Origin of the sequence: Actinomadura vinacea (genome assembly GCF_039532545.1) — a bacterium.
Taxonomy (GTDB): Bacteria; Actinomycetota; Actinomycetes; order Streptosporangiales; family Streptosporangiaceae; genus Spirillospora; species Spirillospora vinacea.
The window spans coordinates 948,461-966,892 of sequence record NZ_BAAARW010000012.1; the positions used below are offsets into that span (position 1 = coordinate 948,461).

Here is an 18,432-nt window from a genome sequence, read left to right on the forward strand (position 1 = left end):
CGACCATATCGACTTTTGCAGACACTCTTGGACCGACTCTGGTGGGGGGTAGACCCCTCGTAGAGCATCATCCTCCCTGCGGCCATATCCCCTACACGTACGACGTTCGCCGTGTCGCCAAGGTTGGCGCCGGCCGGACGGGCGAGTGACAGAAGACAGAAGCGTGGATGACAGTGACACCCGGAACAGCTAACGCCCGGCCCCGCAGCCGATGGACCGCGGGCTGGCACGCCCTGATCCAGAGCGTGCCGACCATCTTCTTCTGGTACACCCGGCTCTCCGGCATCCTGTCCATCCTGGCCTGGCTGTCGTCGGACGTCATCCTCATGGTCGCCGACATCTGGGCACTGCGCTGGATCTATTATCTGGGCTTCACCGCCAGTGTTCCCTTCGGGCTGCTTCTGATCCTTCTGTCGATGGGCGTACGGCGGCGCAAGAAGGCGGCGTGGCGGATCCTGGTGCTGCTGTTCGGCCTGTACTCGGCGACCTCCACGCTGCTGCTCCTGGCGCTGATCCTGGACCCCGAGGAGCCGACGCCGGTCGGCGAGTGCATCACCACCGCGGTGTTCCTGGCGGTGCTGGGCCTGCTGATCGCGGCGCGCGGGGAGTTCACCACGCTGCCCGACCGCGCCAACCGGCGGCTCGCGGTGATGGTGTTCGCCGTGCTGATGGTGGTGAGCGGCGGGATCGGAACGTTCCTAGTGTTCGTCACCGACGAGGACCCGAACGGCGGCTTCTGGACCCATCCCTGGTACGTGCTGATGCAGACCGTGCTGGGCTCGGGCGTCACCGGCGAGCCGATCGGCGTCCGGGTGCCCGGCTGGGTCGACACCATCATCGGGGTGCTCGGCACCGGCCTGCTCATCGTCACCTTCTGGGCGCTGTTCCGGCCCGGCCGGCGGGACGCGGTGCTGGACACCGACGAGGAGGTCGGCGCGCGGACGCTGCTGGCGGAGTACGGCGACCAGGACTCGCTCGGCTACTTCGCGCTGCGCCGCGACAAGGACTTCATCCTTGCGCCCAACGGCAAGGCGGGTATCGCCTACCGGGTAGAGGGGGCGGTCTCGCTGGCAAGCGGTGATCCGCTGGGCGACCCCGAGTCCTGGGACCAGGCGATCGAGGCCTGGCTCGGCGAGTGCCGCGCGCACGCGTGGATCCCCGGCGCGGTCAGCGTCGGCGAGCGCGGCGCGCACCTCTACCGGCGGCACGGCTTCGACGCGCTCGAACTCGGCGACGAGGCGATCCTCGACCTCACCGACTTCAGCCTGGACGGCCGCGAGATGCGCCAGGTCAGGCAGGCGGTGCGGCGGGTCGAGCGGGCCGGGTACACGGTGCGGATCCGGCGGCACTCGCAGATCGCCGCCTGGGAGATGGCCAAGCTGATCCGCAGCGCCGACGCCTGGCGCGGCGACCAGACCGAGCGCGGGTTCTCCATGGCCCTCGGCCGGCTCGGCGACCCGACCGACGGCCGCTGCGTGATGGTGGAGGCGTTCGACGCCGAGGGCGAGCTGCGCGGGCTGCTCAGCTTCGTCCCGTGGGGCCGCAACGGGCTGTCGCTGGACCTGATGCGGCGCGACCGCGCGGCCGAGAACGGGCTGAACGAGTTCATGGTCGCCAAGCTGGCCGAACGGGCCGCGACCGTCGGCGTGCAGCGGCTCTCGCTGAACTTCGCGATGCTGCGCTCGGCGTTCGAGCGCGGCTCGCAGATCGGCGCGGGCCCGGTCGCGCGGCTCTACTACCGCCTGCTGCTGTTCGCCTCGAAGTTCTGGCAGCTGGAGTCGCTCTACCTGGCCAACGCCAAGTACAACCCCGACTGGCGGCCCCGGTTCATCTGCTACATGCAGAACCGCGACATTCTCCGGCTCGGCCTCGCCTACGCCCGCGCCGAGGGGTTCCTGCCCAGCCTCAACCGGCCCAGGCTGGACCGCGCCGCCCGCATGACGCCGTCCCAGGAGCTGGTCGACAAGATCAAGGAGATCGAGGAGGCGGCCGAGGCGGCGCTCACGCCGCAGCGGCGGCTGTCGGAGCAGGAGCGGGTCCGGCACGCCAAGCTGGCGCAGATCCGCGCGGCCGGGTTGGAGCCGTACCCGCTGGGCTTCGAGCGCACCGATTACGCCGCCGGCGTCCGCGAACGCTTCCCCTGCCTGGCCCCCGACACCCGCACGGGCACGACGGCGGCCGTCGCCGGGCGGGTCATCCGGGCCCGCGAGCACGGCCGGCTGATCTTCGTGACGATGCGCGACGAGACCGGCGACCTGCAGATCATGCTGGCCGCAGGCGAGCTCGGCACCGAGTCGCTGCGGTCCTGGAAATCGCTGATCGACCTCGGCGACCTGGTCGGCGTCACCGGCGAGGTGGTGACCTCGAAGACCGGCGAGCTGTCGGTGCTGGCGCACTCCTGGAAGCTCACCGCCAAGTGCCTGCGCCCGCTGCCCGCGGTGGTCGCCCCCGACGGCGGGACGCCCAGGTCCGCCGGTCTGTCCGACGAGCTGCGGGTGCGGCAGCGGTACGTCGACTTCATCGTCAACGACGAGTCGCGCCGGATGCTGCGGCTGCGCGGCGACACGATCGCGGCCGTACGGGACGGGCTGCGCGAGCGCGGCTACCTGGAGGTCGAGACGCCGATGCTCCAGCCGATCCACGGCGGCGCCACGGCCCGGCCGTTCACCACCCGCATCAACGCCTACAACATGCAGCTGTACCTGCGGATCGCGCCCGAGCTGTACCTCAAGCGGCTGCTGGTCGGCGGCGTCGGGAAGGTCTTCGAGCTCAACCGGAACTTCCGCAACGAGGGCGTCTCGCACAAGCACAACCCCGAGTTCACGATGCTGGAGGCCTACGAGCCGTACGGCAACTACGACACCATGGCCACGCTCACCCGCGACCTGGTCGTCGAGGCGGCGCGGGCGGCGCTCGGCACGACCGTGGTCGTCAAGGACGGCGTCGAGTACGACCTGGCCGAGCCGTGGCACGAGATCACGGTGTACGGGTCGGTGTCGGAGGCGCTCGGCGAGGAGCTGACGCCCGACACGCCGGTGACCGCCGTCCAGGCCGCCGCCGAGCGGGCCGGGGTGAACGTGGACCCGGCGTGGGGGCAGGGCCGGGTCGTCCAGGAGCTGTTCGAGGCCCTGGTCGAGGAGGAGCTCAAGGCGCCCACGTTCGTGCGCGACTACCCGGCGGAGACCTCGCCGCTCACCCGCCCGCACCGCAAGGACCCGCGGCTGGCCGAGAAGTGGGACCTCATCGTGTTCGGGCTGGAGCTGGGCACCGCGTACTCCGAGCTGATCGACCCGATCCTGCAGCGGCAGCGGCTCACCGAGCAGTCGCTGCAGGCCGCCGGCGGCGACCCGGAGGCGATGGAGCTGGACGAGGACTTCCTGCGCGCGCTGGAGTACGCGATGCCCCCGGCCGGCGGGATGGGCCTGGGCGTCGACCGGCTGCTGATCACGCTCACCGGGCGCAGCATCCGGGAGACCATCCCGTTCCCGCTGGTGCGCCCCGGCTCGTGAGCCGGGCGGCCGGCCGGCGTCCGCGGCCTCTCAGCCGGTGATCGATGAGATGACCATGTCCGAGATCCGCCGTGATCGCTCGTAGTGCCGCGTGTCCTCCATCGCGCCGGTGGTGAGCATGATGAAGGCCGTGTCGTGCTGCGGGTCGACCCAGAAACAGGACGTGCCCGCCCCCGCGCCACCGAAGGTGTCCGGACTGCACAGGTTGCCGAACGGCCCTGGGGCGACTCCCGATCCGCGGACGAAGAAGCCGAGGCCTATGTGCGCGGGGAACTCGCTCCAGTGCCGGCCGTCGAGCGTGAAATCGAACAGGGTGTTGCGGAGCCGCCCGGTGTGGTTCTGAGCGGCGAGCTTGATCATGGCGGGAGACAGCAGCCGGAACCCGCCGAACTCCCCGCCATTCCGGAGCATAAGCACGAAACGGGTCAGATCCGATGCGGTGGTGACGTAGCCGCCGGCGGCCATCTCGCTCCCCGGGATCCCGATGAGCGCGCCGACGCCTTCGACGTCGGCGGGACCGAAGACGCCGGCCTCGGTATAGCGGGCCGCCATCGGCGCGAGCCTGGACGCCAGGTCCTCCCGTACACCGACGCTCGTCTCCGTCATACCGAGCAGATCGAACAGCTCGCCCGACATCAACTCGGTGAAGGTCCGCCGGCCGCCGTCGGCGGCGCGCAGCATCTCGCCGAGCACGGCGTGCGCGCAGACCATGGAATAGTTCACGCGTTCACCGGGCAACGACTCGAGCCGCGCACCGGCGGCGAACGCGGCGACGGCGGCGTTGGACGCGAGTTCGCCGGGCGGCAGCGGCGGCACGCCCGAGAAGACGCCGCCGGTGTGCGTCAGGAGATGGAACAGGGTGATCCGGTCCTTGCCCCGGCAGCCGAATCCGGGCAGCACCTCGGCGACGGGCAGGGTGAGGTCGAGGAGCCCCCGCTCCACATAGGACAGCACCACGGCGTTCACGAATTGCTTTCCCAGCGACATTGTGAGGAAGACGGTGTCGGGGGTCAGCGCCCGATCCGACGCGCGCTCCGCGTACCCGATGTCCTCGGCGAGAACCGGCTGCCCGTCCTTCAGCACGCGGATCGCCATTCCGTCGTACCGGAGGCCGGCCACGTCCCGCGACACCGCTTCGCGGATGCGCGCCAACCGGTGAGGGTCGAGCCCCAGTTCCTGGGCCTCGGCGATGGGCGGGACGGTTCGAACGGTCATGATTCCCTGCTCCTCACTGATCGGCGAAAGCCTTGACCGGGTTACTTGACATGCCAGCCGGCATCGACCGAAAGAGCCGTGCCCGTGATGAAACGGGCCTCCTCAGAAGCGAGGAACAACACGGCGTTCGAGACGTCGACGCATTCGACCCACGGAATCGGAAGGGCGTTCAGTGTCCCCATCGCGGCGCCGAGGTCCTCGTGCGAGGGATCGTCGGCGTCGGGCAGGAACAGCTTGCGCATCGGCTCGTTGTTGACCATTCCGGTGTCCCCGACGCCGGTCGGCAGCACGGAGTTGACCCGGATCATGTGCGCCGCGAGCTCGTTGGCCAGGCTCTTCATGAGCCCGAGCACCCCGTGTTTCGCGGCGGCGTAGTGCCCGATGTTCGGTGCCCCCTTGAGGCCGGCCGAGGACGCGGTGAGGATGATCGAGCCGCCCTTCCCGGCCTCGATCAGGGGAGCCGCCGCGGCCTTGACCGTGTGCCACACACCGGTGAGGTTGACATCGATCATGTCCCGCCAGGTCTCCTCCGCCATGAGATGCATGGGAGCGAAGGAGGCGATCCCGGCGTTCGCGGAGACGATGTCGAGACCGCCCATTTCGGCGATCCCGTCCCGCAGTGCCCCCTCCAGCGCCGGATAGTCGCGCACATCGGCGACGGCGGTGAACATCCTGCGGCCGGTTCGCCGCACGGCACGGGCCGTCTCGTCGAGATCCTCCTTGCTCGCCAGCGCGTACGGCACCGAGCCGACGGGTCCGCAGATGTCGACCCCGATGATGTCGGCGCCCTCCGCGGCCAGCCGCAGGGCGTGCGAACGGCCCTGCCCCCTGGCGACACCGGTGATGAACGCGACCTTGCCGTCCACTCTTCCCATTGCTCTTCTCCCATCCACGAGATCGTCTTGTGCGGTGCCGGTCCTGTGCGCGGTCGGCGGGCGGAGCGGCGGCGCCGCGTGTCACGCCCTGTCGCGCGAGGCGAAGCGTTCCCGGGCGGCGGTGAACTCCTCGGTCAGGGAGCAGAGGACCTGCGTCCGCTTCTCCAGTTCGAGGTGTTCGGCGAAGCCCGCGCCGTTCGTGCTCGCGTTGAGCAGTTCCTTGGTGACGGTGATCGAGAAGGCGGGCCGGGCGGCGATCTCGGCGGCGAGCTCGTGCGCGCGGGCGAGGGCGGCGCCCCGCTCCACACCGATCACCAGACCGGCCGATTCGGCCTCGGCCGCGGTGAGCGTCCGGCCGGTGAAGAGGATCTCCGCGGCGCGGGCCGGCCCGATGATCCTGGGCAGGAACCAGGAGAGCCCGACCTCGCCCGCGGACATGCCGAGCCGGACGAATCCGAAGCCGAACGACGCCGAGGCGTCGGCGATCCGGATGTCCGCGGCGGCCGCCAGGGCGACGCCCACCCCGACCACCGGTCCGTGCAGGGCGGCGATGACCGGCTGCCCGATGCTCCTCAGCCGCTCGGTGATCCGGGTGGCGGACTCCATGAACCGGTAGTTGTGCGCCACTTCCGACCGGCCGGCCGGATCACCGAAGCCGACCTCGAGGTCGAGCCCCGAGCAGAACCCGCGGCCGGCACCGGTGAGGATGATCACCCGGCAGCCGGGCTCCCCGGAGGCGTCGCCGAGGGCGTCATCGAGCTCGTGGATCATCTCCGGGGTCACCGCGTTGAGCCGCTCGGGCCGGTTGAGCGTCAGGACGGTCACCGGGCCGCGCCGGTGCAGTTTCACGGAGGTCACGATTCCGCCGCCACGCGCCGCGACCGTGCCGTCGCCGCTCCGCGGGCCTCGCCGGCCTCGCCGGCCTCGCCGGACAGGTATCTCTCCCGGAGCCGCCGCTTGAAGAGCTTGCCGGAGTCCTCGCGGGGCAGGTGGTCGTCGAGGACGACGACCCGCGGCACCTTGTAGCCGGCCAGCCGCGACCGGACATGACGTGTCACGTCCTCCTCGGTCAGCGGGGCTCCGGGCAGCGGCTGCACGTGGGCCGCGAGCGCCTCGCCGAACTCGGGGTCGGGGATCCCGAAGACCGCCACGTCGGCCACCCCCGCCAGGCCCGAGATGCACTGCTCGATCTCCAGGGGATAGATGTTCACACCGCCGGAGATGACCATGTCGTTCTTGCGGTCGCGGAGATGGAGGAAGCCGTCCGCGTCGACGAAACCGAGATCGCCGATCGTCAGGTATCCGTCGCGATCGATGTCGCGGCGTTTTCCGTCATCGCCGACGTAGGTGAAATCGGGCCACGCGGACGGTGGTCTGAGGAAGATCTCGCCGACCTCGCCGACGGGGACCGGCCGGCCGGCTCCGTCCAGTACCCGGACGCCGGCGTCGGCGATGGGACGTCCGACGGTACCTCGATGCGCCGCCCACTCGTCGCTGTCGCAGGCGACCACCGGCCCGGTCTCCGATCCGCCGTAGTACTCCTGCACGATCGGGCCGAACCAGTCGATGATCCGGTCCTTGATCTCTGCGGGGCAGGGCGCCGCCGCGTGCAGGATCACCTTGAGTGATGTCAGGTCGTAACGCCGGCGGATCTCCGCGGGCAGCCCCAGGAGACGGACGAGCATGGTGGGAACGACCTGGACGTGTTCGATCCGGTGCCGTTCGATCAGCCGCAGCGTCTCCTCCGCGTCGAAGCGCGGGAGCACGGTCAGGTCGAGTCCGCCGGCGAGTCCGAGCATGGCGTGGGTGTTGGGGGCGGTGTGGTACAGCGGTGCGGGGATCATCGATCGCATCCCCGGCCGCAGCCGCCAGGCGTCGAAGACCAGCTCGACGAGCCGGCGGGACTGCTCGGGCGAGGTCGGCCGCCGGAGGATGCCCTTGGGAAGGCCCGTGGTGCCGGAGGTGTATATGAGACCCAGGGGTGCCGGCACGGGAGGGTGCGGCCAGGGCTGCGCCTGGTCGATCCAGGACTGCAGTGTCGCGTGCTCGCCCGACGGCGGCAGCCGGTGCGGCGCCAGACCGTACGCCTTCGCGACCGCCTCCGGCACCGCCGCCTCGACCAGATCGACGCCGTCGGGCAGGTGTGCCGCGACGGTGGGCAGCAGATCGGTGTGGACGATCACGAGCCGGGCGGAGCTGTCCCTGAGCAGATGTTCGAGCTCGCCCCCGCGCCAGTGCCAGTTCACCGGGACGGCGACCGCGCCGAGCAGGGCGACCGCGGCGAAGACCTCCAGGTAGGAGATGTCGTTCCGCATGACGACCGCGATCCGGTCGCCCTGCGACACACCGGCTTCGGCCAGCCCCGAGGCGATCCTCGCGGCCCGCTCCCGGACCTCGGTATGGGTCCGCGTCACCTCTCCGGACCGGACCACCGGCTCGACTTCCATCTCCGCCTCCAGAAGGTCTGTGCTCGGACGAGCGGGCGTGGCGCAAGTGAAACATGACTAGGTTCAATCAAGCAATAGTCGACAAGAAGTCCTTGTTAGACTGGACTGCAAGGACGATAAGTGAATAGCCAGAAGGAGCGACGATGTCGGAAGCGCCGAGCGGGCGCGGGGCGCGAACGCCCGCGCGGGGGACACGGCCGCGCAACCGCCGAGCCCTCATCACGGCCGCGGCCGCCGAGCTGTTCTACCGGAGGGGCTACCACCAGGTCGGGATGACCGAGATCGCCGACGCGGTCGGAGTGGGCCCTTCCGCGCTGTACCGGCACTTCCCTGGAAAACACCAGCTGCTCGCGGCGGTGCTGGGCGACGGCCTGCGTCCGGCGCAGGCCGCGGTAGGAGCCTCACCGGGCCTCGACGCGGCGCTGCACGAGCTCGCGGCCCAGGCACTGGAGCATCGCGAGCTCGGGGTGCTGTGGCAGCGGGAGTCGCGTCACCTGCCCGCCGAGATCAGGGTGGAACTGCGCGAGCGGTTGCGCGATCTCGCGGATGCCCTCGGGCGGCTGGTGCGGGAAGAGCGGCCGGAGACGGACCAGGGAAGCGCCGAAGTCCTGGTGTGGTGCCTTCTGGCGGTGCTCGAGAGCGTGTCGTACCACTCTCTCGAGTTACCGGATCCCGAGTACCGGCGGCTCGTCCATGCCATGTGCCGTGACGTGGTGACGGCGGAACTGCCGCCGGATGAGCACGCCGTCCCCGCCGGCACCGGCCTCGAACTGCATTCTCGGCGCGAGGCGCTCCTCCAGGCCGCGGCACGCCTGTTCGCCCGGCGCGGGTACGCCGCGGTGAGCATCGACGACATCGGTGGCGCCGTCGGGGTGGCCGGGCCGAGCGTCTACACCTACTTTCCGAGCAAGGGCCATCTGCTGCGGGCGGCGATCAATCGGGGCAGCGAGGCACTGTGGACGGATCTGTCCAGCGTGCTCGGGCGCGCCGCCGACGCCCCGGACGCCCTGCGCCAGCTGGTCCGCTCCTACGTCCGCTTCGACCTCGAACAGGGCCACCTGATCGACATCATCATCGCCGAGCTCGTGCATCTCACCGATGACGAGCGGCATCAGGTACGGCAGATCCAGCACGACTACATCGCCGAGTGGGTGCACCTGCTCCGCACCGTCCGTCCCGAGCTGGATCCGGTGTCCGCCCGCATCAGGGTCCAGGCGGTGCTCACCGTGGTCAACGACCTGGCCCGATCTCCGGGTCTGCGGTCCCGCGTCGAGGTCGGCCCCTCACTCGTGGCGATGGGGACGGCCCTGCTGCGCCTTGCCGAGGATAAGTGAAAGTGCGTTAGGCTAAGTGAATCGCCGTTAGGATTTGGAGGGTGGCATGACGCAACGCGCACACGTGGTCGGCGTCGGAATGATCCCGTTCACCACACCGAGCAGGACGGAGCCCTACGACGTGATGGGCGAGAAGGCGGCCCGCGCGGCACTGGCCGACGCAGGCGTCGACCATTCCGCGGTGCGGCAGGCCTACGTCGGCTACGTCTACGGCGACTCCACCTGCGGGCAGGCGGCCCTGTACCGGCTCGGGCAGTCCGGCATCCCGATCATCAACGTCAACAACAACTGCTCGACCGGCTCCTCGGCTCTGTACCTGGCACGCCAGGCGGTGGAATCCGGCGCCGCCGAGGTCGTCCTCGCGCTCGGATTCGAGCAGATGCGGCGCGGCGCGCTGGTGGCGCAGTGGCAGGACCGGCCCAGCCCGTTCGCGCGGTTCGACGAGGTCGCGCACCAGGTGCAGGGCACCTCCGACGCCCCGTTCGCCGCGCAGTACTTCGGCGGCGCGGGCGCGGCCTACGCCGAGAAGTACGGCACCGGGCCGGAGACGTTCGCCAGGATCTCGGTGAAGTCCCGCGCGCACGCGGCGAACAACCCGTACGCGGTGTTCCGCGACCCGGTCACGGTCGAGGAGGTCCTGGCCTCGCCGCACGTCTACGGACCGCTGACCCGCCTGCAGTGCTGCCCGCCCACCTGCGGGGCGGCCGCCGCGGTGATCGCCTCCGCGGAGTTCGCCCGCAGGAACGGCCTGGACACCTCGGTCCGGATCGGCGCGCAGGCGATGACCACCGACCTCCCGTCCACGTTCACCGGCGGGGACATGACCGCCCTCGTCGGCCGCGACATGGCCAAGGCCGCGGCGGACCAGGTCTACGCGGCCTCGGGGGTGTCACCGGAGGACATCCGCGTGGTCGAGCTGCACGACTGCTTCACCGCCAACGAGCTGATCAGCTACGAGGCGCTCGGGCTGACCCCGGAGGGCACGGCGGAGAAGTTCGTCGCCGACGGCGACAACACCTACGGCGGCCGGGTGGTGACCAACCCGTCCGGCGGACTGCTGTCCAAGGGCCATCCGCTCGGGGCGACCGGACTGGCGCAGTGTGCGGAACTGGTCTGGCAGCTGCGCGGCCAGGCGGGCGGCCGCCAGGTCGACGGCGTGAACGTGGCGCTGCAGCACAACATCGGTCTGGGCGGCGCCGCCGTGGTGACCCTGTACGAGAAGGCGGTCTGAGCGTGGCCATCGACGCCGGCGCGATCGGCACCGAGCTGCCGATCGTCGAGAGCACCATGGAGGCCCGCCGCCTGCGGTTCTTCGCCAAAGCGATCGGCGAGACCGATCCGGTGTACAGCGACCTCGAGGCGGCCAGGGCGGCGGGCCACCCGGATCTGCCCGTGCCACCGACGTTCCTGTTCGGGATCGAGCTGGAGCGGCCCGAGCCGTTCGGCTTCCTGACCGACCTCGGAGTCGATCTCCGCCGGATCCTGCACGGCACGCAGTCGTTCGTCTACCACTCGACGGCGCATGCCGGCGACACCCTGATCGCGAGACCGCGCATCGCCGACGTCTACGCCAAGAAGGGCGGCGCGCTGGAGTTCGTCGTCAAGGAGACCGCGGTGGCCGCCGTGGACGGGTCGCCGATCGCGGACCTGAGCACGGTGATCGTGGTGCGCTCCCCGGAGGCGACGGCATGACGCCCCGCACGGAACGGCCCGCCGTGATCGAGATCGGCGCGACCCTGCCGCCACTGGAGATCGAGCCGATCTCGCGAACCACGCTGGCGCTGTTCGCCGGCGCCTCGGGAGACCACAACCCGATGCACATCGACCTGGACGTCGCCAGGTCCGCGGGTCTGGACGACGTCTTCGCCCACGGCATGCTGTCCATGGCCTACCTCGGCAGGCTGCTCACCGGCTGGGTTCCACAGGACCGGATCCGCTCCTACCGGGTGCGTTTCGTCGCCATCACTCCGGTCAATGCCAGGCCGACCTGCACCGGCAGGGTCACGTCCATCGCGGACGGGGTGGCCGCCCTCGAACTCGCCGTCACCCTCGACGACGGCACGACGACCCTCACCGGCGACGCGACCGTCGCCCTCGACTGAAAGGCAGCACCGACCATGGGAGAACTGGACGCCAAGGTCGCGATCGTCACCGGCTCCGGCCGGGGGATCGGCCGGGAGGTCGCCCTCAAGCTCGCCGGCGCGGGCGCCGCCGTGGTCGTCAACGACCTGGACGCCGAACCGGTCGAAGAGACCGTCGCCGCCATCGAGGCCGCGGGCGGCCGGGCGGTCGCGTGCGCCGGATCGGTGACCGAGCACGGCTTCGCCGAACGCTTCACGGCCACCGCCCTCGACGCCTTCGGCGGGCTGGACATCATCGTGAACAACGCCGGCTACACCTGGGACTCCGTCGTTCAGAAGATGACCGACGAGCAGTGGGACGCCATCCTGGACGTGCACCTCAAGGCGCCGTTCCGGATCCTGCGCGCCGCCCAGCCGATCATCTCCGCCGCGGTGCGGGCGGAGCGGGAGGCGGGCGTGCCGGTACCGTGCCGCAAGGTCGTCAACATCTCCTCCATCGCCGGCCTCGGGGGCAACGCCGGGCAGGCGAACTACGCCGCCGCCAAGGCCGGGGTCACCGGGTTGACCAAGGCGCTGGCCAAGGAATGGGGCCGCTACAACGTCACCGTCAACACCGTCGCGTTCGGGCTGATCAGAACCCGGCTGACCGCGGCGCCCGCCGGAGGCGACGCCGGCACGATCGCGGTCCAGGGCAAGGAGATCAAGGTCGGTGTCAACCCCGAACTGCTCGGCGCCATGGAGCGGACGATCCCGCTCGGCCGCGCCGGCACCCCGGCCGACGCGGCCGGTGCGGTCTACCTGTTCTGCATCCCCGAATCCGACTACGTCAGCGCTCAGACGGTCGTATGCGGCGGCGGCTTCAATCTGTGAGTACGATCCTGCACCGGGAGGAGCCGGGCCGCCGGCTCCATCGGCCCGCGGAGGAGAACACCATGGCCGAGGCGGTGCCGACACCGCCGCGCGGCACCCGGCCCCGCAACCGAAGGCAGCTGATCATGGCGGCGGCGGCGGAGCTGTTCGCCCGCGACGGCTACGCGCACGTCTCGATGGGCGACGTCGCGGACGCTGTCGCGGTTCGCCCGTCGGCGCTCTACCAGCACTTCCGGGGCAAGGACGACCTGCTCTACGAGGTCGTGAACCATGAACTGGCCGCGATCGGCTCCGCCGTGGAGTCGGTCGGCACGGCGGACCGGCGGGCCGCGATACGCGCCATCGTCGCGGCGTCGCTCGACCATCGCGGCACCGGCGTGCTCTGGCAGCGCGAGTCCCGGCACCTCGCCCCCGCGGCCCGGGACCGGCTGCGCGAACAGCTCGTGACGACCGGACGGCGGTACGCCGAGCTCGTCGGCCCGCGGCGGCCCGAGCTCGCCGCGCCGCGCCGGGAGCTGATCACCTGGGCGAGCCTCGCCGCGCTGATGAGCATCTCGTTCCAGCGGATCCGGCTGCCGCGAGCGGAGTACGAGGAACTGCTCGCCGCGATCGCCGAGGACGTACTGGACGCCCGGATCGAGCCGTCCGGCGAGGAGGCCCCGGCGGCGAGCACCCCGTCCACCGGGCCGCTCACGTCCGTCGAACCGCTGACGCGCCGGGACGAACTGCTGTCCGCCGCCGCCCGCCTGTTCGCCGAACGCGGGTACCGGACCGTCGGCGTCGACGATGTCGGCGCCGCCGTGGGAATCACCGGCCCCAGCGTTTACCACCACTTCGACGGCAAGCTCGACCTGCTGGTCACCATCATGCTGCGCGGTGCCGAGCAGCTGCGCCACCAGATGTCGCGGCTTCTGCCCCTGTCCACCGACGACGCGGCCGCGTTGCGCGGGCTCGCGCACTCCTACACCGCTTACTCCTTCGCCAACAGCGACGTCATGGATCTGCTCATCGCCGAGACCGCACACCTGCCGGACCGGGAGCGGACGGCCATCCGCGACGTCCAGCGCTCCTACGTGGCCGAATGGGTCCGGCTGCTCCGCGAGATCCATGGCGGGCTTTCCGACGGCCACGCCCGGGTCCGCGTGCAGGCGGCGCTGAACGTCATCAACGACACCGCCCGGACGCCCTCCCTGCGCACGCAGGCCGGGATCGTTCCGGCCGTCTGCGCGATCGTCCGGTCCGTCCTGAGACTCACGCCCTGAGAACCGCGGGTCAGAGGAAGGGGCGCGGGCCCGGACGGTAGCCGTGCTCGGCGAGCCGGCGCCGAGCCCGGCCGCGCTGCGCCTCCTCCCCCGGGTCGCCCGGGTCGGGCCCGCCGGGGACGAACGTCAGCCGGCTCTCGGGGTCGAAGCCGGGGCCCGGCTCGTCGATGTCGCCCGTCCGGAGGTCGACGGCCTGGACGCCGTCGGCCGGATCGGCCTCCAGGCGGGCCCCCAGCGCCCCCAGATCGACCGGGACGCCGATCAGCCCGGTCGCCCTACCCTCCAGCGCCGCGGTCAGCTCGGCGGCCAGCTCGGCGTCTCCAGGACCGTCACGGCCGTCCAGTTCCTCGACGCACTTGCGGGCGAGCGGCTCGGCGGCGGGCAGCCCGCGGTCGAGCGCCGCGAGCAGGACGTCGCCGGCGTACTGGAGCACCGGCCCCAGCGGGCGGCCCGCCAGGGCGGCCAGCCCCGCGTCCCCGTCCCGCCGGTGCGCGGCCGCGCGCAGCCGCGCCCGCGCGTCCTCATCCCAGTCCGCCACGCCTCCCTATATATCGACAACCGGTGACACCCGGCGTCATGACGAGGAATTCGCCTGGTGGAGCCGGTCCCGCCGGTCCTCCACGTGCACCACGTCGAGCTCGCGCCCGTCGGCGTCGCGCTTGGACCTGCCGAGCAGCCCGACCTTCAGCTCGTCGGCCCCCTCGACCTCTTCCGGGCCGACGTAGCTGAGCACGTCGTCGTGGTGGCCGTAGACGACCCAGCCCGGCGCGTCGTCCAGCTCGATGATCCCGAAGTCGGCGGACTGCGTGCCGGCGTGCACGGGCCCGTACTCGCGCATGATCGCGACCGCCTGCGCGGCGAGGTCCTCCTCCGGCTCCATCAGGATCACGCAGGTGCCGTTCCCGAACATCACCCACGACTTGTGCTCGCCGAGGATCACGGTCCGCCAGATACCGATGATCTCTTCTGTCCCCATAAGGAGATCATGCCTTTTCCGGGCCGTCCGCTCCCACCGATGTGGTCATTCCACCAGGGATTCGCGGTACTGCTCGACCGCGAACCGCACCCTGGCGCCGACCAGCAGCTCTTCGTCGGCCGGGCAGGCCAGCACCCGGGCGACCAGCTCGACCAGCTGATCGTCGTCCAGGCCGGGCTCCAGCTGGGCGACCTGCTCCACCACTTCGGCCAGTTCGGGGCGCTTGTAGGTCACGATGGACCGTCCCGGGCGCACCCGGACCACCTTCCCGCCCTCGGGACGCGCCCGCGGCTGAGGCGTCGGCTCCGGCGCGGGCGCGGGCTCCGCGCGCACGGGCTCCGGCGCGGGCTCGGGTGCGGGCTCGGGTGCGGGCTCGGCGTCCGCGGCCAGGCGGTTCAGCAGGATCTCGTAGAGGGGCGCGGTCGGGGTGACGGCGCCCGCCAGCCCGGCGGGAAGGGACGAGCCGGACGGCGCGCCCTCGGGCGCGGGCAGCGCGGGGCCGCCCTCGCCCACCAGGATCACCCGCGGGGCCCGCCACAGCACGAACAGGGCCTCCGCGCCCGCGCCGTGCTCGCCGTCGACGATCACGACGTCGAACGCGTCCGGACGGGGCGGCAGGGCCTCCGGGATCCGCCACAGCGGGACGATCCACACCGGGACGACCTCCGCCGCGTCCGTGGCCGAGGGGTCGAGCCGGGACAGGCACGCGCCCCACGCCCGTGCCGCCGCGAGCCGGTCGGAGGCCTCGCGCCGTCGTTCCCGCACCTGGTCGAGCTCGGCGCGCAGCCGGGTCTCTGCGGCGGACCGGGGCAGCGCGGCGAAGCGGGCCGACGCGGCCGCCCACGCCCACGCCTCCTCCCAGCGCACCGCGCGCTCCGGCCAGACCTCGGCGCCGGCGGTGGAGTCGAGCAGGTCGGCGAGCTCGGGATGGACGGCGCGGACGTGCCCGAGCAGCTGCTCGCAGCGGATCTGCAGGGCCCGCTCGTGCCGGGCCTCGGCGAGGGCGCGCAGGCACCGGCCGTACGCGTCGGCGTCGCGGGCATCGATCGCGGCCATCGCGTCGTCCAGTTCGGGCGGCCGCTCGCCGTCGCCGCCGGCACCCCCGATGGAGTCGCGCAGCGCGGCGAGGTCGGCGGTGGCACGGCCGACGCCGAGGCCGAGCAGGGCGCTCTGCAAGCCGACGGCGTACCCGTACCACTGCACCGGGTGCGTGAGGGGGATGCCCAGGCCGGCCTGATAGAGCAGTTCGACGGTCTCGTCCACCGCGGGCAGCACGTCGCGGACGCGGGCCAGGCGGGCGTGCGCGCGGCGGAAGCGGGCGACCCTGGTCTCGAGCGGCACGTCGGCCGGGAACGAGACCCCGGCGGCCTCCCAGACGTACTGCAGTTCCTGGCAGGCCATCCGCACCATGAGCTCGGTGAACACGACGTCGAGCTGCTCGGGCGTGCTCGGCGGGCGGCCGTCGACGGTGACGCCCTGGAGGACGGGCTCGGCCTGCCGCTGGGCCGCGGAGCGGAGCGGCCCGCGCTTCAGCGTGCCGCCGTCGGCGAGGTAGTCGCGGAGCTGCTGGGTGGCCGCGGCCAGGTCGCGCAGGCGCAGTTCGCCCGGCGGGAACGCGACCCGGCGCCCCACCAGGGACCGCAGGGCGCGCTCGGCCCATTCGGCCTTGGGCGTCATCTCGGCGACCCGTTCCCAGACCGCCGGACGGCGCCGGCCGAGAGCGTCGCCGAAGGCGCGCACCGCGTGGTCGGCCGGGTCCCAGTTGCCGGGATGGCCCTCCAGGCCCAGATCGCGCAGCGCGGCGTTCACCGCGCCCGCGCAGCCGTCGAGGCGGGCGAGCAGGTGGCCGTCGCAGCGCCGCAACCGCCGGGACGTCTCGGTCTCGGCCTGTTCGGCCTGCGCGGCCGCGGTCGCCTCCGCCTCGATCAGCGTCCGCACGTACGGGGGGCCGGGGAGGGCGGCCGGATCGACGTCGCGGTGCGTGATCCGCATGCGTCCCAGCGGGGACCGCGCGGCCAGCAGCCGGACCAGCTCGGCGGCCTCGGCGCCCGACAGCGGCGCGCCCGCGTCGAGCCCCGGCCGCCGCGGCAGCCAGCCGTGCTCGGCGGCCTCGGCGCGCAGCCGCCGGTCGAGGTCGGCGCGGCCGCCGCGGTAGCCGGGGCCGAGATCGCAGGTCCCCGCGTCCGCCGCGTCCTCCTCGGCGCGCAGCCGGTCCGCCAGCCCGGCGGCGATTGTCTCGGCGTCGGCCGCCCGTTCGACCAGCTCCTCGACGAGGGCCCGGTGCCGCCGCGGATCATGGCCGGGGACGCGGGCGAGCACGGCCGCGGCGATCCGGTCGGGCGCGGCGACCGCGGCCCCGCCGCCCGTGCCGTCCTCGGGGCCGGTCACGGCGGCGCAGAGCCCGGCGATCCCGTCCGGGAGCGCGGCGTGCAGGCGCCGGGCGGCGGCGCCGTCCGGCACGGCGACCAGCACCCGGCGGCCCCGGTCCAGCATCCCGGCGAGCAGTCCGGCGATCGTCCCGGGGTCGCGGTCCTCGACGTGCATCAGCGGCGAGCGCTTGCCCGGCGCGAGGAAGGCGGCCAGGCCGCCGGGCACGGGGCCGTCGCCGAGACGCGTGAGCAGCGTGTCGTAGTGGCCGGCCAAGGCGGCGCGGCCGGGCGGCCGGGCGACCAGCGCGGGCGCCAGCCGCAGCAGCGGTGCCGCCGGCAGCGGGCCGCCGGGCTGCGCCGGGGCCCAGTCCTCGCGGAAGGCGACCGTCTCCTGGCGGTCGCCGAACGCGGCCGAGCACCACTTGCGGAGCACGTCCGACACCGAGGCGTGCAGGCCGAGCCCCTGCCCGGACCGGACCGCGTCCCACACCCAGTCGGCACGCTCGGGACTGAAGCCGGGCAGGGCCGCGAGCAGGTCGCGGTCGCGCGGGGCGGCGTGGCCGGCCAGGACCACGTCCACCCGTCCGGAACGGTCGTCCACGACGATCCGGACGGGCGTGGTCAGCAGGTGGCCGCGGACGGGCGGGCCGTCGGGGGGACGCCAGGCGAGCAGGCCGGCGGCCAGCACCGCCTCGGTACCGCCGGCGGCGGCGTCGTCGGCCATGTCGCGCAGGACCCGGTACCAGTGGCGCATGCCCAGCCAGCCGTCGAACTCCTCCAGCACGGCGGGCGGCGTCAGCGGGATCACCGGGACGCTGAAGAGCACGTCGCCGCGGCCCGCGTCGGTCTCGACGTACACCTCACCCGGGAGGTCGGCCAGCCAGTGGACGCCGTCCCGGGCGGCGACGTCGCGGACCGGTCCGCGCCGGGCGGCGGACAGGTCGCGCAGGTAGCCGAGCAGGGCCCGGGCCGCCTCGGCGGCGGGTTCCTGGCCCTTGTCCGGCACCGCGGCCCCCTCCTCGGACTCTCGGAAAAGCCGTGCCACGATCTAACACCGTGCGATCCCTCGGTCCAAGGGGATCTGGTGATCATGCGGTGCCAGGACGTTATCAGCGCGGGCGCCCGGCGATCTTGGCACCGGCGGAGAAATCCGGCCGTGCGGAATGGTCAGTAGGAGCGGGCCACGTGCCGGTCCTCGTTCGGGAGCATGACCCACAGCACGATGTAGGCCACGAACTGCGGGCCGGGCAGCAGGCAGGACAGCAGCGCCAGCAACCGGACGGTCGTCGGCGTGGTCCCGAACCGCCGGGCCAGGCCGGCGCAGACCCCAGCGATCATGCGGCCGTCGCGCGGGCGGTGAATGCCGTTCATGAGGGTGCTCTCCCCGTTTCTCTCGGAATGATGCGTATCCGCTACCTGCGGCTACGTCTTCAACGCTAGGAAACGGGCGCTCCGGGCGAATCACTCTGACGGCCGGTCTTGATGTCCTACCCG

15 protein-coding genes are annotated in these 18,432 nt (G+C 72.2%); 7 read left to right on the top strand and 8 right to left on the bottom strand.

From position 1 onward, the window contains the following. Positions 1-245 precede the first annotated feature (245 nt). Complete coding sequence (lysX, locus tag ABD340_RS19680; RefSeq protein ID WP_425547393.1) at positions 246-3,509, top strand: bifunctional lysylphosphatidylglycerol synthetase/lysine--tRNA ligase LysX; 3,264 nt, start codon at positions 246-248, stop codon at positions 3,507-3,509. A gap of 30 nt (positions 3,510-3,539) precedes the next feature. Here lysX and ABD340_RS19685 read toward each other — a convergent pair whose 3' ends face one another. From ABD340_RS19685 to ABD340_RS19700, 4 genes are all read right to left on the bottom strand, one after another. Next, entirely contained in the window at positions 3,540-4,724 is a 1,185-nt protein-coding gene (locus ABD340_RS19685; protein ID WP_344590476.1) for a serine hydrolase domain-containing protein, read from the bottom strand. A gap of 41 nt (positions 4,725-4,765) precedes the next feature. After that, complete coding sequence (locus ABD340_RS19690) at positions 4,766-5,599, bottom strand: mycofactocin-coupled SDR family oxidoreductase (RefSeq protein WP_344590478.1); 834 nt, start codon at positions 5,597-5,599, stop codon at positions 4,766-4,768. Positions 5,600-5,680: 81 nt separating this feature from the next. Next, entirely contained in the window at positions 5,681-6,448 is a 768-nt protein-coding gene (locus tag ABD340_RS19695) for an enoyl-CoA hydratase/isomerase family protein (RefSeq protein ID WP_344590480.1), read from the bottom strand. A gap of 5 nt (positions 6,449-6,453) precedes the next feature. Then, positions 6,454-8,046, bottom strand: coding sequence for an AMP-binding protein (locus tag ABD340_RS19700; protein ID WP_344590481.1), 1,593 nt, complete (start codon positions 8,044-8,046; stop codon positions 6,454-6,456). A gap of 143 nt (positions 8,047-8,189) precedes the next feature. Here ABD340_RS19700 and ABD340_RS19705 point away from each other — a divergent pair, with 143 nt between their 5' ends. From ABD340_RS19705 to ABD340_RS19730, 6 genes are read left to right on the top strand one after another with little or no spacing between them, the layout of a single operon-like run. After that, entirely contained in the window at positions 8,190-9,380 is a 1,191-nt protein-coding gene (locus ABD340_RS19705) for a TetR/AcrR family transcriptional regulator (protein ID WP_344590483.1), read from the top strand. Positions 9,381-9,426: 46 nt separating this feature from the next. Continuing rightward, positions 9,427-10,611 (top strand): lipid-transfer protein, encoded by a 1,185-nt coding sequence (locus ABD340_RS19710; RefSeq protein ID WP_344590484.1) that lies wholly within the window; start codon positions 9,427-9,429, stop codon positions 10,609-10,611. A 2-nt stretch (positions 10,612-10,613) separates the two neighbouring features. Then, positions 10,614-11,072, top strand: a complete 459-nt coding sequence (locus ABD340_RS19715) for a MaoC family dehydratase N-terminal domain-containing protein (RefSeq protein WP_344590486.1) — start codon at positions 10,614-10,616, stop codon at positions 11,070-11,072. Further along, on the top strand, positions 11,069-11,482 hold the full coding sequence (locus tag ABD340_RS19720; RefSeq protein ID WP_344590488.1) for a MaoC/PaaZ C-terminal domain-containing protein: 414 nt from the start codon (positions 11,069-11,071) through the stop codon (positions 11,480-11,482). Before ABD340_RS19715 ends, ABD340_RS19720 begins: the two co-directional genes overlap by 4 nt. A 15-nt stretch (positions 11,483-11,497) precedes the next feature. After that, positions 11,498-12,331 (top strand): SDR family NAD(P)-dependent oxidoreductase, encoded by an 834-nt coding sequence (locus ABD340_RS19725; protein ID WP_344590490.1) that lies wholly within the window; start codon positions 11,498-11,500, stop codon positions 12,329-12,331. Beyond that, entirely contained in the window at positions 12,328-13,593 is a 1,266-nt protein-coding gene (locus ABD340_RS19730) for a TetR/AcrR family transcriptional regulator (protein ID WP_344590492.1), read from the top strand. The genes ABD340_RS19725 and ABD340_RS19730 overlap by 4 nt, the downstream gene beginning before the upstream one ends. A gap of 10 nt (positions 13,594-13,603) precedes the next feature. Here the strand turns inward: ABD340_RS19730 and ABD340_RS19735 are convergent, their stop codons facing one another. From ABD340_RS19735 to ABD340_RS19750, 4 genes are all read right to left on the bottom strand, one after another. Next, positions 13,604-14,131, bottom strand: a complete 528-nt coding sequence (locus tag ABD340_RS19735) for a hypothetical protein (RefSeq protein WP_344590493.1) — start codon at positions 14,129-14,131, stop codon at positions 13,604-13,606. Positions 14,132-14,167: 36 nt separating this feature from the next. Further along, a complete protein-coding gene (locus ABD340_RS19740; protein ID WP_344590495.1) occupies positions 14,168-14,569 on the bottom strand; it encodes a hypothetical protein in 402 nt (133 codons plus the stop codon). A gap of 45 nt (positions 14,570-14,614) precedes the next feature. Next, a complete protein-coding gene (locus tag ABD340_RS19745) occupies positions 14,615-17,983 on the bottom strand; it encodes a hypothetical protein (protein WP_344590497.1) in 3,369 nt (1,122 codons plus the stop codon). 122 nt (positions 17,984-18,105) lie between these two features. Next, positions 18,106-18,309: a PspC domain-containing protein gene (locus ABD340_RS19750; protein WP_344590498.1), complete on the bottom strand. Its 204-nt coding sequence runs from the start codon at positions 18,307-18,309 to the stop codon at positions 18,106-18,108. Positions 18,310-18,432 lie beyond the last annotated feature (123 nt).

Excerpts from the sequence above, each read along its gene's own strand:
- ABD340_RS19685 (WP_344590476.1), bottom strand. The coding sequence starts at position 4,724 with ATGACCGTTCGAACCGTCCCGCCCATCGCCGAGGCCCAGGAACTGGGG.
- ABD340_RS19690 (WP_344590478.1), bottom strand. The coding sequence starts at position 5,599 with ATGGGAAGAGTGGACGGCAAGGTCGCGTTCATCACCGGTGTCGCCAGG.
- ABD340_RS19700 (WP_344590481.1), bottom strand. The coding sequence starts at position 8,046 with ATGGAAGTCGAGCCGGTGGTCCGGTCCGGAGAGGTGACGCGGACCCAT.
- ABD340_RS19705 (WP_344590483.1), top strand. The coding sequence starts at position 8,190 with ATGTCGGAAGCGCCGAGCGGGCGCGGGGCGCGAACGCCCGCGCGGGGG.
- ABD340_RS19710 (WP_344590484.1), top strand. The coding sequence starts at position 9,427 with ATGACGCAACGCGCACACGTGGTCGGCGTCGGAATGATCCCGTTCACC.
- ABD340_RS19720 (WP_344590488.1), top strand. The coding sequence starts at position 11,069 with ATGACGCCCCGCACGGAACGGCCCGCCGTGATCGAGATCGGCGCGACC.
- ABD340_RS19725 (WP_344590490.1), top strand. The coding sequence starts at position 11,498 with ATGGGAGAACTGGACGCCAAGGTCGCGATCGTCACCGGCTCCGGCCGG.
- ABD340_RS19740 (WP_344590495.1), bottom strand. The coding sequence starts at position 14,569 with ATGGGGACAGAAGAGATCATCGGTATCTGGCGGACCGTGATCCTCGGC.
- ABD340_RS19750 (WP_344590498.1), bottom strand. The coding sequence starts at position 18,309 with ATGAACGGCATTCACCGCCCGCGCGACGGCCGCATGATCGCTGGGGTC.